Genomic DNA, 15,981 nt, shown 5'->3' on the forward strand with positions numbered 1-15,981 from the left:
AGTGTCACCACCAGAACCACGCAAAGTGTTACCGATGTCCTGATGCAGAACTGTCACCTATGTCCAGAGACATAACAGAATCAATGTCGGTGGGCGCGAGTAGTATCGCACACATGTTCGAAACGCTCGACGACGCGGCGTTGGTTGAGTCCATCACCGCGGCTTCGCGCGAGCAGAGCGCGGCCTGCGGCCGTGAACTCATGGCGATCGGTGAGCTCTACGCCCGCCGCGCCCCCGAGGACGACGACGAACGAGCGAATTGGGCGATCGACGGCCACGCCAATGTGGTCGCCGAGGTCGCGGCGGCGCTCAACATCAGCCGGGGGCGAGCCGCCAGTCGCCTGCACTACGCGATCGACCTGCACGAGCGCTTGCCCAAGGTCGCCGAAGTCTTCGCGCGCGGGCAGATCGACTTTCGGATGATGACCGCTCTGGTCAACCGCAGCTCCAACGTCAAGGACGATGATCGCCTCGCCCGGCTCGACGCGGCTTTCGCGAAATGGTCGCCGAAATGGATGAAGCTGTCCGGGCCGAAACTGCATGAACGCATCGACATGTGGGTGGAGAAGTTCGACCCGGACGGAGTTCGGGAACCGAAGCCGCCCAACGACGACCGCTACGTCGAGGTCGGTCCGATCGGTCCTGGCATGGTCGGGGTCTGGGCCAAACTCGCCTTCGCCGACGGCATGGCTTTCGACACGCGACTCGACGAGATCGCCGCAACCGTATGCCGCGACGATCCGCGCACCGTTTCGCAGCGCCGTGCGGACGCGATGACGGCGATGAGCGCGGGGCAGATGCGGCTCGAGTGCGGCTGCGGGGCCGAGGATTGCCAGAACGGGTCCCCCGGCGGGCCCACCAGTCAGGTCGTCATCAATGTCATCGCCGAGCAGGCCACGATCGAGGGTCGGTCGGACAATCCGGGGTACCTGCCAGGCTTCGGCGCGGTGCCCGCCTCGATGTTGCGCGAGATGATCGCGACCGCGCAGGTCCGCCCGGTTCCGCTACCCGAACCCTGCGCCGAGCAGGGCTACCGGCCGTCTGCGGCGTTGGCTCGTTTCATCCGATGGCGCGACCTGACGTGCCGCTTTCCCGGTTGCGATGTGCCCGCATCCGCGTGCCAGATCGACCATACGGTCCCGTACCCCATGGGACCCACTCATCCGTCGAACTTGAAGCTGCTCTGCGGCTTTCACCATCTGCTGAAGACTTTCTGGTGCGGCTCCGACGGGTGGTCAGACCGACAATTCGCGGACGGCACTGTCATATGGACGGCGCCCAACGGGCAGACGTACACCACCACCCCTGGCGGTGCCGAGTTCTTCGAACAGCTAGGTAGGCCCACGGGCGACATCACGGTGGCATCGCACCCGAGCGGACCAGACGACCTTCATCGCGGCGCGAAGATGCCAACCCGCAGGCGGACCCGCGCAGAGGACAAGGCGTATCGGATCGCGCTGGAACGTCAGCACAACGCCGCGCGCAACCGCCGCATTCAGTTCTTGCTAGCCGAACGGCTCGCCAGGGACGACGAACCACCGCCGTTCTGACCAGCGTTCAGCCCGAGAGGACCGAGAGATCATCGTCGTGTCCGTCGCGAAAGCCTGCGTCGTAGTCGGCCCTTGCGGTCCTGGTATCCGATCCGGCCATGACCATTCGCGGATCCACGGGGCACTGCCGGGACGCGGTTTCCTCTACGTTCACATCTGTTCAGACGCCGGGTTACGGCCAGCGGTTCCCCGGCTGCGGTCATAATGGCCCTCATGGCAGACAAGGGTGGTCGACCGGTCCGCACAGGACCAGAACGCATCAGGAAGCTTGCCCAGGCGGCGCTGAACGCCGACGTCACCGTCGAGCAGGTCGACACCATCCTGGAGGGGCTGAGCGAGACGCTCGAGGACCTCAACAGCTCCACGGCCAACCTCGACGCCACCCTGGAGCGCTTCAACGAGACGATCAACCAGATCAATCAGCTGGCCCCCCGCCTGAACGCCGTGGTGGACCGCATGGAGGGCATCGTCGGGCGGGTGGAACGCATCGTCGGCCTCGGTGAGTCGGTGATCTCACCGCTCGCCGCGACCGAGCAGGTGGTGCGCGGAGCCGTGAACAAGGTGCGCCGCTCCGCAGGTCTCTAGTTCTGCCGGCGAGGCTCAGACGAAATCGGAGCCGCCGTCCACGTTGACGGTGGCACCGGTGACATAGCCGTTGCGCCTCGACGCCAGATAGACGGTGATCGATGCGATCTCCTCGGGCAGGCCGGCCCGGCCGAGATCGCACGGTTGATGGAAGTTGTTGTCGATCCAGGTCATCACGTCGGTGGGATCGGTGGCGTCGAGCCCGTCGGCGGCCAGAATATCCTTGAGCACCTCTGTGAAGCTTGCCGTCACGATCGTGCCGGGGCAGATGCAGTTGACCAGAATTCCGTCCTTGGCAAGGCTTTTCGAGAGATTCTTGGTGACGCTGCTGAGCGCCGCCTTCGACGCGGTGTAGGCGACGATCCGCGGGTTCTGGCGCTGGATCGAGTGCGCCGAGAGCGTCACGATCCTGCCCCACTCCGCGGCCCGCAGCATCGGCAACGCGGCCCGGATCACCCGGACACCCGACATCGTGCCTAGCGTGAAAGCCTGCTCCCACTGCGCATCGTCGAGATCTCCGAAGTACCCGTCTCCCGGCCCGACCGTGTGAATCAGGCTGTTGATCTCCCCCCACCGCTGGTCCACGGTGTCGAAGCCGGCGGCAATGGACTCGGGGTCGGCCATGTCGACGCTTATTCCGACGGCGTCGGCTGCACCCGCCTCGCGAAGCTTCGCCGTGGCCGTGTCGAGGGCTTCGACGCCCCTGGCCATCACCGCGACCCGGGCGCCCTCCTCCGCTAGCGTCGTCGCGATCGCCAAACCCATGCCCTTGCTGCCGCCTGTCACGACGGCAGCCGATCCTGCTAAGCCCAAGTCCATCGATTCACCTTCACGTGGGTTCTGCTACGCCGAGTCCGCGCATGCAGAAACGGATGATGTGTTCGCGCACCGCATGCTGATCGCTGTCGCCGGTCGTCCATTGGCGCTCAACGCTCGCCCAGATCGCGCCGTGGATCGACAATGCGTCGGCAACAGGGTCGATACCTGGGAAAAGTCCGGCAGCCCTTCCCTTCTCGAGCTGCTCGACGAGCGGCTTGAGGATCTCACCGTAGGCATCGCCGACCAACTCGGGCGCCGAGGACATCTGCGTCTGCGCCTCGAGCGACATTCGTCGCAAGTCTGATCGGATCTCCTGATTGAAGGCCAGATCCAGGCGCCCGTCGATCCATGCCGCTACCGCTTCCACCGGGTCGTCCGCCGCGGCCATCTTCCGCGTGAGCCTGCGCATCTCGGTGCGCGCCAACTGCAGGAACACCGCGGACACCAGTTCGTCTTTGGAACCGAAATGCCGATAGAAGGCACGTGTGCTCAACGCGGCCCGCTCGAGTACCCGGGCCACGTTGACCGACGCGATCCCCTCCTCGCGAAGAATCTCGGTGGCCGCGTGGACCAAAGCATCGCGCACGCCCGGATCGGGGTCCATCTTCTTGCGTCTCCGCCGGGCTACCGTGTCCATCACGCGGTGGCGTCGTAACTCGCGAGGTAATCGGCGAAGGCTTCGTGCACCTGCTCGGGAGTCAAGCCGTAGTCGGTGAGCTCGTATGTGTGCTCGCCGCGCGCGCCGGGACGGTGGCCGTCCGCCCACTCCTGCACCCGCCTGCGGGCTTCGTCGGTGAATGTCAGATCCAGCCGGTGGTAACTGTTCTCGAGGGCGCCGATCGGGTCGGCGTTCAAGTCGGCGAACGACACGTCGGTGAACCGGTCATCTCCGAAGCGCTTTCGGAAGTTCATTGCGCGCCTTACGGCTTCGACCCAGCACTGGAGTTGCTCGGCGCCCAGTTCATGAGGGTCGTCGCGATCGCTGCTCCAACTGCGGACGTACCGGATCAAGCTGCACACCGAGCCCAGTACCTTCGCCGGATCGCGGTGGCACCACAAGAACTTCGCCTCCGGATACGCCTCGACAAGAGCGCCAAGCGAGAACATGTGCACCGGCGTCTTCAGGTGCCATAACGTCGGCGGGCAATGCCACTGCAGGAGTTTGAGCACCTGGCGGTGGAAAGCGTATGTCTCGCGCATATCGCACTGCATCAGCCAGGCGAGGTACCCGGGCACCCGCACCACCCCGTCGAAGTGGAAAGTGCGAAAGCTCATGCCCATCAGGTCCTGGCATTCGGTGGGAGCCTCCGGCTCCGAATTCATCATGGTCCGCATGCGCGGAAACATGCTGTCCATGATGGCGATCGACTCGGCCGCCTGGGCGATCCGCGGATCGTCGTGCTGAGACGACGCTTCCGGTGGCGGAGTGCACGCCTGAGACTCCCACATCCGCAGCGAGCGGAACTGCGGATCACTGGCGACCAGTTGGCTCAGCGCCGTCGTTCCGGTTCGCGGTAACCCGATGACGAACACCGGGCCACCGACGACCTCGTCGTCGATCTCGGGATGCTGCCGATAGGTTTCGACGATCCGCAACCGTTGTATGAGTGCGTTGCTGATGGTCGCGTGCTGAATGACGTTTCCCATCTCGTTGAGGTCCGCTTCATTGTTCAGGGCGTCGACGGTGCGCTCCAAACCCTCGCGATAGTAGGGCGAACCGAAGTCGTCGAGGCCCGTCGCCACCCGTGCGCCTTCCTCGAGTTCGTCCACGATGAAGGTCATGCGGAGAACCTTTCGTGGACCGCGCGCCGCCGCGCCGCGATGACGGCCGCACGCTGCTCGGGACTGACGGTCGCGGAGTCGGCAGGCAGTTGGGAGCTGACATCGGCGAACTTGACCACTCGTACATCCGGGGTCGGTGCGGTCTCCGTGCGCACACACCGCAAGATCATCGCCCCGTTGCTGTGTCCAGCCGTGTCAAGCCAATTGGCGACGCCGGGATCGCGCGAACTGACGACCACCCGCAGAATCCCGTCGGCGTCGATCGTCGCTTGGTGCGCGTTGAGGCTGGATTGATGCTTGCCGTAATGAATGGTCTCCCACCAGGGGTTGCCCAGAGAGTAACTCCAGTACACGCCCCGCGGTGGTTCGACCTCCATGATCAATGCCTCGTCGGGTTCGAGTTCGTAGCGACCGATGACCGGGCGATTCTCAGCTGCCGCACCGATATCGGAGCGGTCGATCGGAGGCATGAAACCGTTGGCCGGCGGGCCCGCGTTGAAGTCGAGAAAGAATTTGAGGTTGTCGTGGACGAAGTCCCCCAGCGCGTGGATCTGGCGTGCGACGGCCACGCCGGTCGCTTCGTGCCGGTCCCTCGGTTCGACCTCGTCGCCGATGCGCTCGATCTGCAGCGAGGAGGGCTTCTCCGTTTCCCAGTCGTAGAAGAAGTGCCTCACCACCAGAGTGGGATGGTCGCCGTCCAGCCGCATCCAATTGCCGGGTTGTTCATCGGCCGAGAGCACCACTTCGAAATTGCCGTCGGCGTCCCGTTCGAGCTCATCGACCAGGCAATTGGAAGCGGATGCGATCCCGTCCATGGTCTGCAGGCCGACATACCGTGCCGTGCCCCGATTTCCGAACAGTCGGTATGTCTCGCCGTTGCGCAGCGCGGCTCGCAGGTAGAGACAGTCCGGGCACTCCATTCCCCACGTCAGCACGTCATCGGTGCTGGTGCGGGTCACCGCCAACACCGGATCACGATCGGCCCGCAGCGCCTCGTCGATGCCGACGGCCAACAACACCAACAAGTGGCGCATTCCGGATGCGTAGTCGACGTTGTTTCGGTTGACGTCGGTGGACGAGACGATCGAGCCGGCGGTCCTCAAGCGATCCAAGAGATGCCCCCACGCCGGGGCCAGCTCACCCACGTCGCTACCCGGGCCGGTCAGCCCCGCCTGGGCAACGGAGAACGGCAGCCACGCCATCGGGTTCGCGTCGCCCACGAGTCTCTCCAACCGTCAGGCAAGCTTAGATGAAAACCATGTTTTCACTTAAGACGCTTCGACTGTGACACCTCACGGCAGGAGTGTCAACGCTTGACCCGTGTCAGCCGCTGTTTCGCAGTGCGCTTGCCAACCCGCTCATCGTCAGCAGGATGCCGCGCTGGACGAGTTCGTCGTCGTCCCCGGATCGGTAGCGCCGCAGCAACTCGACCTGGAGATGGTTCAGCGGTTCCAGGTACGGGAAGCGGTTGAACACCGAACGGGCCAGCGCGGGATTGTCCGCCAACAGATCGTCCTGACCGGTGATGAGCTTGTGCATCCGGATCGTGCGCTCGTGCTCGGCGGCGATCTTGTCGAACACCCGCCGCCGCAACTCCTCGTCGTCGACCAGCTCGGAGTAGCGGGCCGCCAACCCCAGGTCCGATTTGGCCATGACCTGCGCCATGTTCGACAGCACCGTACGGAAGAACGGCCACCGCCGGTATAGGTCCCGCAACACCTCGACGCGGTCCTCCTCCGACTGCGGACCCTCGGCAATCCACTCCTCGAAAGCCGTGCCCGTGCCGTACCAGCCGGGCAGCATGACCCGCGACTGGCTCCACGCCAGCACCCACGGGATGGCGCGCAAGTCCGAGATCGACGTCGTCGGCTTGCGCGACGATGGCCGGCTACCGATGTTGAGCGCGCCGATCTCGCTCACTGGCGTCGAAGCCTTGAAATAGTCCACGAATCCCGGTGTCTCGTGCACTAATTCGGCGTATGCGCGCTGAGCGCGTGCGGCCAGGTCGTCGAGCACTTCGTAGGCTGGGCCGGCCTCGTCACCGAGACCTTCCACATCGAGCAGCGTGGCCTCCAACGTGGCGGCCAGAAGGGTCTCGAGATTGCGGTACGCCGCTTGTGGTTCGGCGTATTTCGCCGCGATCACCTCACCCTGCTCGGTGAGTCGCAGCGATCCGTTCACCGCGCCAGGAGGCTGGGCCAGGATGGCATCATAGCTCGGCCCACCGCCTCGACCCACGGTGCCACCGCGACCGTGAAAGAGGCGCAACCGAATTCCGGTCTTGCGCGCCGACTCCACCAGGTCCAGTTCCGCCCGGTACAACGCCCAGTTCGCCGCGAGGTAGCCGCCGTCCTTGTTGGAGTCGGAGTAACCGAGCATCACCTCCTGGCTCTCCCCGCGCGCGGACACGACCGAGCGGTACACCGGAAGATCGAGCGCCGCTTCGAGAATCGACGATCCACGCTGCAGATCGTCGATGGTCTCGAAAAGCGGGACGATGCCGACGGGTGCGTACGGCGTCTCCCCCGAGACGTCCAGCAGCCCGACCTCTTTGAGCAGGATCGCCGCCTCCAACATGTCCGAAACGGACTCGCACATCGAGATGATGTAGTTCGGAATCGCCCGAGACCCGAAGACCCGCACCGCTCGCGCAGCCGCCGCGACGATGTCGAGTTCTTTGCGGGCCAGCTCGGACAGTTCAGCGCCGGCCTTGACCAGCGGACGCCGAGTCGACAGCTCACCCGCGAGCAGCTCCACCCGGTCCGCCTCGTTCAGCGAGCCGTAGTCGGGATGCGCACCGGCCCAGGCCAACAGCTCGGCGACGACCTCCTCGTGCACGTCGGAGTTTTGCCGCATGTCGAGACCACTGAGGTGAAACCCGAACGTGCGCACCGCCTCCCGCAACCTGGCCAGCCGGTCGTCGGCCAGCACCGCGCTGCCGTTGCTACGCAGCGACTCGTCGACCACATCCAAGTCGGCGAGCAGCTCTGCCGGCGATTCGTAACGCTCGAGCCCCAGATAGAGTTCGTGTTCGGGCTGCTCGTCGAGGATCTCCTTCGCCGTCGATGTCAGGCGGGAATGGATTACGCGCAGCGCTCGCCGATAGGGTTCGTCGGCCCGCGCGGGTTCCTCGCACCGCGCGGCCAGCGCTTCGAGCGCGTCGCTGATCCGCACCAGCCGCGCCGACATCGACAGCTCCTCTTCCAGCGCGGTGATCTCGGTGAAGTAGTGGTCCAGTGCCGTGTAGGCGGCTCTGCCGGTCGCGCGCCGGACGACGTCGGCGGTGACGTTCGGGTTGCCGTCCCGGTCCCCGCCTATCCACGAACCGGGCCGCACGATCGGCTCGTCGAGCAGCCCGGTGTCGGGCCAGCGGGCCTGCAGTTCAGTGCGGACGTCGGCGTTCACCTGCGGTATGACGTCGAAGAACGCGGCCGGGTAGTACCGCAGGCCTGTCTCGATCTCATCCTGGATCTTCAAGCGCGACAACCGAACCAGCGCGGTCTGCCATAGGGTCAGGATGTGGCGGCGCAATTCGAGTTCGATGTCGCGACCGTCGGCATCGCTGCGCCCGTGCAGGCGTAAGCGCATCAGCTCGGTGATGCGGTGTTGGGTGTCGAAGATCGTGCGGCGCCTGGTCTCGGTCGGATGCGCAGTGATCACCGGCGAAACCATTGCCCCGGTGAGGGCTTCGGCGACGGTGTCGGCATCGAGGTCGACGGCGTCGAGTTTGGCGTAGGTGGCGGCAAGGCTGCTGTTCTGCGGCGGCTCCCCTGCTTCGACATGAATCGCTCGACGACGTTCTCGGTGAATGTCCTCGGCGACGTTGGCCAACAGAGCGAAGTGGGTGAAGGCACGGATCACCGGGATCGCCCGACGGATGTCGATGCCCTCGAACATTCCCGCCAGTTCCGCGCGGTCGATCTCAGAGCGGCGCACACGGAACGACTCGACGCGGGCACGCTCGACGAGGTCGAACACCTCGTCGCCGTTCTGCTCGCGCACGGTGTCGCCGAGTATCGCGCCGAGAAGGCGGATGTCCTCTCGCATCGGCTCGGTGGCGTCACGCCCCACCTTGGTCCGCCTGACCGCGCCTATCGGTTCGAGCCCGGCGATTTCAGCCATGACTCAAGTATCGACGGGCCACAGTCGGCCCGCACGGCGAGGTGCTGGGAATCAGCTGTACTTGATCAGCAGCGCGACGCCGACGATCGAGACAAGCCAGATGCCGGTGACGAATAGCGTCAGCCGATCCAAGTTCTTCTCCACCACCGTCGACCCCGACAGGCTGGACTGGACGCCGCCACCGAAGAGCGTGGACAGACCGCCGCCCTTGGCGCGATGCAGCAGCACCAGGAGCACGACCAGGAGGCTGGTCACGACCAGGGTTATCTGCAGGGCCAATTCCATGGGCGCAAGACTACCTAATCGACGACGATGCTCACCAATCGGACGGTCAGGGCAGGGGGCCGCCGGCCGCGATGGCCGACAGGGTGGCGAACTGCTCGCCGTCGAGCGAGGCGCCCCCGACCAGAGCGCCGTCGATGTCCTCCTGCGCGACGATGTCGCCGACGTTCTTCGCGTTCACCGACCCGCCGTAGAGCACCCGCACACCGGCCGCCAGCTGCGGCGTCGCCAACTTGCCCAGCTCGTCGCGGATCGCCTTGCAGACCTCCTGGGCGTCGGCGGCGCTGGCCACCCGGCCGGTGCCGATGGCCCACACCGGCTCGTAGGCGATCACGGCCTGGCCGATCTGTTCGTTCGAGAGGCCCGCCAGCGACCCGCGCAACGACTCGACATTGTGCTCGACGTGGTTACCCGCCTCGCGGACTTCGAGTTGCTCACCGATGCAGATGATCGGCACCAGCCCGTGCCGGAAGGCGGCCGCCGCCTTCGCCGCCACGACGGCGTCATCCTCATGGTGGTACGTGCGCCGCTCGGAGTGCCCGACGACGACGAAGGTGCATCCCAGCTTGGCCAGGAACGCGCCGCTGATGTCGCCGGTGTAGGCGCCGGAGTCGTGCTCCGAGAGATCCTGCGCGCCGTAGGTGAGCAGCAGCTTGTCGCCGTCGACCAGGGTCTGCACGCTACGCAGGTCGGTGAACGGAGGGATCACCGTCACATCGACCTTGTCGAAGTACTTCGCAGGCAATGCGAACGCGATCTTCTGCACCAGTGCGATCGCTTCGAAGTGGTTGAGGTTCATCTTCCAGTTGCCGGCGATCAGCGGCTTGCGGCTCACGATTCCAGGACCTCTCACTCTTTTTCTAAAACAGCGATGCCGGGCAGTTTCTTGCCTTCAAGGTATTCCAGTGAGGCCCCGCCCCCGGTGGAAATGTGGGAGAAGCCCTCTTCGTCCAGGCCGAGCTGACGGACCGCGGCAGCCGAATCGCCCCCGCCGACGACGCTGAAGCCACCCTTACCGGTCGCCGCGATGATCGCCTCGGCGACGCCTTTGGTGCCCGCCGCGAAGGCCGGGAACTCGAAGACGCCCATCGGCCCGTTCCAGAACACGGTCTTGGCGTTCGACAGCAGCGTGGTGAACCGTTCGACCGAGCCGGGACCGATGTCCAGGCCCATCTTGTCGGCTGGGATCTTGTCCGCGGCGACGATCTCGGCCGTCGCATCGGCTGCGAACTTGTCGGCCACCACGATGTCGACCGGCACGTGGATCACGTCAGCGTAGGTGTCGAGCAGCTTGCGACACGTCTCGATCATGCCTTCCTCCAGCAGCGAGGTGCCGACCGAAACGCCTTGTGAGGCAAGGAAGGTGAAACACATACCGCCACCAATGATCAGGCTGTCGGCCTTCTCCGCGAGCGACTCGATGACCGCCAGTTTGTCCGACACCTTGGACCCGCCGAGCACGACGGCGTAAGGCCGGTCGGTGGAGGTGGTCAGCTGTTCGAGCACCTTGACCTCCGCGGCCACCAGGGTGCCCGCATAGTGCGGCAGCAGGGTCGCGACGTCGTACACCGACGCCTGCTTGCGGTGCACCACCCCGAAACCGTCGGAGACGAAAGCCCCCGGCGAACCGTCTGCGCCGCTGACGAGTTCGGCGAGTTGCCGGGCCAACGCCATCCGTTCGCCATCGTCCTTGCTGGTCTCGCGGGGGTCGAAGCGGATGTTCTCCAGCAGCAGGATGTCGCCGCCGGTCAAGCCTTCGGCACGGGCCAGTGCGTCGGTTCCCACGACGTCACCGGCCAGTTGCACGTGGCGGCCGAGTTGCTCGCCCAACGCCTTGGCGACCGGAGCCAGTGAGAGCTTCGGGTCGGGGCCGCCCTTGGGTCGACCGAGATGCGCGGTGACGATCACCTTGGCGCCGGCATCGGACAGCGCCTTCAGCGTGGGCACCGACGCGGTGATGCGACCTGGGTCGGTGATGTTGCCGTCATCGTCGAGCGGAACGTTGAGGTCCGACCGGACGAGCACTCCCCGATCCGAAACACCTTCACCAAGAAGGTCTTCCAGAGTCTTGATGGAAGACGAAGCCACGGCGTTACAGCGACTTGCCGACAAGCGCGACCAGGTCGACCAGCCGGTTGGAGTAACCCCACTCGTTGTCGTACCAGGACACCGTCTTGGCCTGGTTGTCGATCACCTTGGTCAGACCCGCGTCGAAGATAGAGCTGTGCGGGTCGGTGACGATGTCGCTGGACACGATCGGTGCGTCGTAGTACTTGAGGATGCCCTTGAGCGGACCCTCCGCGGCGGCCTTGAACGCCGCATTGATCTCGTCGGCGGTGGCCGACTTGGACAGCTCCGCGGTCAGGTCGGTGCACGAACCCGTGGGGATCGGCACGCGCAGCGCGTAGCCGTCGAGCTTGCCCTTCAGCTCGGGGAGGACGAGGCCGATCGCTTTGGCGGCGCCGGTGGAGGTGGGCACGATGTTCAGCGCGGCGGCGCGGGCGCGACGCAGGTCCTTGTGGGGACCGTCCTGCAGGTTCTGGTCCTGCGTGTAGGCGTGGACCGTTGTCATCAGGCCCTTGACGATGCCGAACTCGTCGTTGAGCACCTTGGCCAGCGGGCCGAGGCAGTTCGTGGTGCACGAGGCGTTGGAGATGATGTTCTGGCTGCCGTCGTACTTTTCGTCGTTGACGCCCAAGACGATGGTGATGTCCTCATCGGTGGCAGGCGCGGAGATGATGACCTTCTTGGCGCCGGCGTCCAGGTGGCCTTGCGCCTTGTCGCGCTTGGTGAAGATGCCGGTGGACTCGACCACCACGTCGACCCCGAGGTCGCCCCACGGGAGGGCCGAGGGGCCCTCCTTGATCGACAGTCCCTTCATCTTGTGCCCGCCGATGATGATGTCCTCGCCGTCGACCTCTACGTCTTCGGGTAGCCGGCCCAGGATCGAATCGAACTTCAGGAGGTGCGCGAGGGTCTCGTTGTCGGTGAGGTCGTTGACAGCGACGATCTCGATGTCGGTGTTCCTGCCTTCGTGCTTCTGCGCGTCCAGCGCGCGGAAGAAGTTGCGTCCGATGCGGCCGAAGCCGTTCACGCCTACCCGGATGGTCACTGTTTCTCCCTTGATCGCCTCAACGTGTAGTGCTCGGCCGCCAGCCTAGTCGTGTGATAGCGGCCACGCGTCACCTGGTCAGTGCGCGGTCAGGCGCTGGTCGGCATAGGGGTTGCCGAGCCATTTACGGCGGATCCGTTGCAGCGTGCCGTCGGCCTCCAACTCGGCTTGCGCGACTGTCAGCCGACCGAGAAGCACCTGGTCACCGCGCGGAACGGCAATCGCAATGTCCTCGATCGTGATGCCGCGCTGGACGACCTCGACGCCAGGGACCGGCTTGACCAGTTCGGTCAGCACCGGCACAAGCTTCATCACGGCATCACAGCCACCCGTCGAGAGGTCGCTCAACGCGTCGCGAATCGCGGTGTACTCATAGACGCGGACGGCACCGGCCTTGCCATCGGCGACGAGTCGCTCGGCGATCGGCCGGCTGGTGTTGCCCCGCTGAACGCCGATGGTCAGGCCTTCGAGGTCGTCGACGGACGTGACACGCGGCAGCCGGCGAATGTCGACAGCCAGCGCCTGACCGGAGATCACGTAGGGCGGGAGGAACGTCGCCTTCTCCTCGCGCTGGGGCGTGACGGTAGTTCCGGCGGCGACGCAGTCGTACTTCGACCCGAGACCATCGAAGATGCCGCCGAAGTCGGCGCCGTCGTAGGGTACGAATTCGACTGTCGCGCCGATCTTCTCGCTGAGCGCGCGCATCAGGTCGATGTCGAGCCCACCGTCGTCGGGCATCCCGTTGAAGGGTGGGTCGGGCATCGCCACACCGACTCTCAGCGTCTCCATGGGTTCACCGTAGTTGCTGCAGCTGCGCGCGGGCCTGATCGATCTGCTCGTAGGCGTAGGTCGCGAGTTCGGCCACGAGGATGTGACCGCCGGGCCCGGCCGCCATCACCCGGTGGAGGACTGTGCCGAAGTAGTCCCCATCGCGAACCTTGGTCTCACCGGTCGCGATGCCCATGCGCACCGGTAGTTCGAATCGGCGCTGGGCGTCGACAGCAGCCTTGACGACGCGGTCATGCGCCTCATCACGGTCGGTCGAGTTCAGCTCGCGCATGGTCGATTTCGCCATAGGCGTACTCCGCGACGGCAGCCATCGACATCGACTCACCTCTGGAGGCCAGTGATTCGTAGGTGGCGTCACCGAGCACCGTCCGGAGGTGGGCGATGGAGGTGCTGAACTCCGGCAGTACCGCTTGAGCCAGAGGACTCATTGAAAACCCGCTGATAATCGCTGCCGATTCGTACAGACCCACGCGGTAAAGGAATGTACTCAGCACGGCGAGTGGACTGCGAATGCTACCGACGTTGCCGGAGTCGTGGTAATTGCGTAGGACCAACGTCAAGTGCTCGAGTGCCTCTGGGGTAACCGCCTCAAGTGCCTCAAACCTGGCCATCCCCGGAGCGAGAATCGAGGCGTTGAAACGATTTCCGCTATCCAGGGCCATCGCCAAACCTTCGCGGCAGTCCTCCAAGCCGGCGTCTGATCCTTCCGCATGGAGTGGGAACGTACTTGCGGCGATTGCGAACGTGTGCATATAAGGGTTTCGAGTTGCCGCCCCCGCTTCGACCAATCCCTTCGCCGCTTCCATCGCGTCGTCAACAAGCCCCCCGAACGAAAGACCGAACACCCGGCAGCCACGGATGTACACGTGGTTATCACCGCGCCGTTCGAGTTGAGCCTGACATAGTTCGGCCCACCGCAACGGCTCGCCGGCCGGAAGGTAGGCCGCTCCCAGCCAACCCTCCATCCCGTACGGCGGCGCATTCTCGTTGCGCGCCACTACGGCGGCGCCTGCTTCGGCATATCGAAGCGCGTTTTCCAACCTGCCGGCCATCCAGCACACCGCTGCGACCACATACAAACTCGACAGCCGGGGATGGTTTACAGCGACGGCAAGCTCGATCATCTCTTCGGCCCAGGTCATCGGCTCGTAACTCTCGACCCCTATGCCGAGAAGCCCCGCATACGTTGCGATTGTGGCGGCAACGTCAATGTCGCCTGTATCGGCCGCCCAGCGGAAGGCTGTGCGCAAGTTCGCTAGCTCCAACGCCAACCAGCGATACGCGTAGCGTTGCTCAGGGCTGTCCCACAAGGACAGCATCGTGTTCTCGAGTTGCGCGAAGTAGCGGGCGTGGGCGTTTCGAACCTCCTCTGCCGCACCGCAAGAGGCAAGCTGTTCCTCTGCGAATTGGCGAACGGTCTCGAGCATGGAGAACCGAGCCGTCTGCTCGGATCGGTCCACCGTGAGCAGCGACTTGCGCACCAAAGACTCGAGAAGATCCACGACCGCGAACTCGTCGTATTCCGGTCCGGCCACGGCGCAGGCGCTGTGGATGTCGAACCCACCGGCGAACACCGAACACCGCTCTAACAGTCTCTTCTCTTCGGCGCTCAAGAGGTCGTATGACCATTGCACCGCGTGACGAAGTGTCTGGTGTCTTTCCAAGCTTCGCCGTGCCCCCACGAGGAGGTTGAACCTCTTGTCGAGTCGGTCACGAATATCGGTCAGCGTCATCACCGAAACCCGAGAAGCAGCGAGTTCGATCGCCAGCGGAATGCCGTCGAGGCGACGACATATGTCGGTGACCGCATCCATTTCGTGGACGGCAGCGCCAGGAGCAATGCTGCCGGCGCGCTCCACGAACAGCTCCGCCGCGGCATCGTCAGAGAGTGAGCGGACCGGCCAGATCTGTTCTTCGGCGACGCCCAAGCCCTCTCTGCTCGTGGCGAGGATGCTCACGGTCGAGGACTTCGCGAGGATGGCCTCGACAAGTCCTGCGGTCGCGTCCAACACGTGTTCGCAGTTATCGAAGACCAACAGCCGCTTCCGGTTCTCCAAGACAGCCGCGACCGAATCACACATGCTCATCCCGGGTTGTTGAGCGATGCCTAGGATCGCGGCAACCGAATCAGCCACGGCACCTGCGTCGGCCACAGACGCAAGCTCGAAAACCCAGACCCCGTCGGTGAAATCGTTGGTCAAACGACCAGCGACCTCAAGCGCCAGACGCGTCTTGCCCACTCCACCGACACCGGTCAATGTGACGAATCGATTGGTGCGCAACACCGCCGCGATCCGGGCCACTTCGTCATCACGCCCAGCCAACCTTCTTCCCACAGGTCGGAAATTTCCCCGGTCAGCGTCAAGGCTGCGTAATGGCGGGAAGTCACATGGAAGGCCTTGGGTTCGCAGCTGAAAGATCGTGATCGGGCGCGTCACGTCGCGTAAGCGCTTCGGCCCCAGGTTCAGCAGTTCGACACCGTCGAGCAGAACCGCCGTCGACTCGGCCACCAGGATCTGGCCACCATGCCCGGCCGCCGTGACGCGAGCAGCACGGTTGAGCACCGTTCCGAAGTAGTCACCGTCACGCAGTTCGGCCTCACCGGTCGCGATTCCCATGCGCACGGGGAGCTCCAACTCGCGCTGGGCGGCGATGGCTGCGTCGACGGCGGCGCTCGGAGACGCGAACGCAGCGGCGAGACCATCGCCGCTGTGGCTGAACACGAATCCGTCGTGCGCCTCGATCGCCGAGCGCAACACCTTGTCATGGCAAGCAAGTGCAACCCGCATGGCATCCGCGTCGGACTCCCACCGACGAGTCGAACCCTCGATGTCGGTGAACAGGAATGTCACGACGCCGGTGGGCGGGACGCCCGCGGACACAAGTGAAGTGTCGGCCGAGAGAGCGCTTGTCACACGCCTTTCACCGAAATGCGCCTGA

At 64.8% G+C, this 15,981-nt stretch carries 14 protein-coding genes; 2 read left to right on the plus strand and 12 right to left on the minus strand.

Features of this window, described 5'->3' with window-relative positions:
• Window positions 1-113: 113 nt before the first annotated feature.
• Window positions 114-1,550, plus strand: coding sequence for an HNH endonuclease signature motif containing protein (locus A5790_RS07285; protein WP_066842292.1), 1,437 nt, complete (start codon window positions 114-116; stop codon window positions 1,548-1,550).
• Between the two features lie 213 nt (window positions 1,551-1,763).
• Window positions 1,764-2,135, plus strand: coding sequence for an ATPase (locus tag A5790_RS07290; RefSeq protein ID WP_066842294.1), 372 nt, complete (start codon window positions 1,764-1,766; stop codon window positions 2,133-2,135).
• Window positions 2,136-2,150: 15 nt separating this feature from the next.
• Here A5790_RS07290 and A5790_RS07295 read toward each other — a convergent pair whose 3' ends face one another.
• The 12 genes from A5790_RS07295 to A5790_RS07350 form a co-directional block, all read right to left on the minus strand.
• Window positions 2,151-2,954: an SDR family NAD(P)-dependent oxidoreductase gene (locus A5790_RS07295; RefSeq protein ID WP_066842296.1), complete on the minus strand. Its 804-nt coding sequence runs from the start codon at window positions 2,952-2,954 to the stop codon at window positions 2,151-2,153.
• A 10-nt stretch (window positions 2,955-2,964) separates the two neighbouring features.
• Window positions 2,965-3,591, minus strand: coding sequence for a TetR/AcrR family transcriptional regulator (locus A5790_RS07300; RefSeq protein WP_066842297.1), 627 nt, complete (start codon window positions 3,589-3,591; stop codon window positions 2,965-2,967).
• Window positions 3,591-4,736, minus strand: coding sequence for a sulfotransferase (locus A5790_RS07305; protein WP_066842298.1), 1,146 nt, complete (start codon window positions 4,734-4,736; stop codon window positions 3,591-3,593). The genes A5790_RS07300 and A5790_RS07305 overlap by 1 nt, the downstream gene beginning before the upstream one ends.
• Window positions 4,733-5,956 (minus strand): DUF1214 domain-containing protein, encoded by a 1,224-nt coding sequence (locus A5790_RS07310; protein ID WP_231987634.1) that lies wholly within the window; start codon window positions 5,954-5,956, stop codon window positions 4,733-4,735. The genes A5790_RS07305 and A5790_RS07310 overlap by 4 nt, the downstream gene beginning before the upstream one ends.
• Window positions 5,957-6,059: 103 nt before the next feature.
• Window positions 6,060-8,858, minus strand: a complete 2,799-nt coding sequence (gene ppc / locus A5790_RS07315; RefSeq protein WP_066842300.1) for a phosphoenolpyruvate carboxylase — start codon at window positions 8,856-8,858, stop codon at window positions 6,060-6,062.
• A 51-nt stretch (window positions 8,859-8,909) separates the two neighbouring features.
• Window positions 8,910-9,143 carry a preprotein translocase subunit SecG gene (secG, locus tag A5790_RS07320; RefSeq protein ID WP_066842301.1) on the minus strand — a complete coding sequence of 78 codons (234 nt, stop codon included), beginning with the start codon at window positions 9,141-9,143 and terminating at the stop codon, window positions 8,910-8,912.
• A gap of 46 nt (window positions 9,144-9,189) precedes the next feature.
• Window positions 9,190-9,975 (minus strand): triose-phosphate isomerase, encoded by a 786-nt coding sequence (tpiA, locus tag A5790_RS07325; RefSeq protein WP_064426640.1) that lies wholly within the window; start codon window positions 9,973-9,975, stop codon window positions 9,190-9,192.
• Window positions 9,976-9,989: 14 nt separating this feature from the next.
• The gene (pgk, locus tag A5790_RS07330) at window positions 9,990-11,228 is read right to left on the minus strand and encodes a phosphoglycerate kinase (RefSeq protein ID WP_066842303.1); all 1,239 of its coding nucleotides are present in this window, start codon (window positions 11,226-11,228) and stop codon (window positions 9,990-9,992) included.
• Between the two features lie 4 nt (window positions 11,229-11,232).
• Window positions 11,233-12,252, minus strand: coding sequence for a type I glyceraldehyde-3-phosphate dehydrogenase (gene gap / locus A5790_RS07335; RefSeq protein ID WP_066842305.1), 1,020 nt, complete (start codon window positions 12,250-12,252; stop codon window positions 11,233-11,235).
• Between the two features lie 78 nt (window positions 12,253-12,330).
• The gene (locus A5790_RS07340) at window positions 12,331-13,041 is read right to left on the minus strand and encodes an ABC transporter substrate-binding protein (protein ID WP_066842307.1); all 711 of its coding nucleotides are present in this window, start codon (window positions 13,039-13,041) and stop codon (window positions 12,331-12,333) included.
• Between the two features lie 4 nt (window positions 13,042-13,045).
• Window positions 13,046-13,327 (minus strand): hypothetical protein, encoded by a 282-nt coding sequence (locus A5790_RS07345; protein WP_156656324.1) that lies wholly within the window; start codon window positions 13,325-13,327, stop codon window positions 13,046-13,048.
• Window positions 13,284-15,956 carry an NB-ARC domain-containing protein gene (locus tag A5790_RS07350; protein ID WP_369829774.1) on the minus strand — a complete coding sequence of 891 codons (2,673 nt, stop codon included), beginning with the start codon at window positions 15,954-15,956 and terminating at the stop codon, window positions 13,284-13,286. Before A5790_RS07350 ends, A5790_RS07345 begins: the two co-directional genes overlap by 44 nt.
• Between the last annotated feature and the right edge of the window lie 25 nt (window positions 15,957-15,981).

The sequence above is a fragment of the Mycobacterium sp. 852002-51152_SCH6134967 genome (genome assembly GCF_001667105.1).
In the GTDB taxonomy this organism is placed as follows: Bacteria; Actinomycetota; Actinomycetes; order Mycobacteriales; family Mycobacteriaceae; genus Mycobacterium; species Mycobacterium neumannii_A.

What these genes read in the sequence shown, in the direction of transcription:
- A5790_RS07285 (WP_066842292.1), top strand. Translation starts at nt 114, where the DNA reads ATGTTCGAAACGCTCGACGACGCGGCGTTGGTTGAGTCCATCACCGCG.
- A5790_RS07290 (WP_066842294.1), top strand. Translation starts at nt 1,764, where the DNA reads ATGGCAGACAAGGGTGGTCGACCGGTCCGCACAGGACCAGAACGCATC.
- A5790_RS07295 (WP_066842296.1), bottom strand. Translation starts at nt 2,954, where the DNA reads ATGGACTTGGGCTTAGCAGGATCGGCTGCCGTCGTGACAGGCGGCAGC.
- A5790_RS07300 (WP_066842297.1), bottom strand. Translation starts at nt 3,591, where the DNA reads ATGGACACGGTAGCCCGGCGGAGACGCAAGAAGATGGACCCCGATCCG.
- A5790_RS07305 (WP_066842298.1), bottom strand. Translation starts at nt 4,736, where the DNA reads ATGACCTTCATCGTGGACGAACTCGAGGAAGGCGCACGGGTGGCGACG.
- ppc (WP_066842300.1), bottom strand. Translation starts at nt 8,858, where the DNA reads ATGGCTGAAATCGCCGGGCTCGAACCGATAGGCGCGGTCAGGCGGACC.
- secG (WP_066842301.1), bottom strand. Translation starts at nt 9,143, where the DNA reads ATGGAATTGGCCCTGCAGATAACCCTGGTCGTGACCAGCCTCCTGGTC.
- A5790_RS07340 (WP_066842307.1), bottom strand. Translation starts at nt 13,041, where the DNA reads ATGGAGACGCTGAGAGTCGGTGTGGCGATGCCCGACCCACCCTTCAAC.
- A5790_RS07345 (WP_156656324.1), bottom strand. Translation starts at nt 13,327, where the DNA reads ATGGCGAAATCGACCATGCGCGAGCTGAACTCGACCGACCGTGATGAG.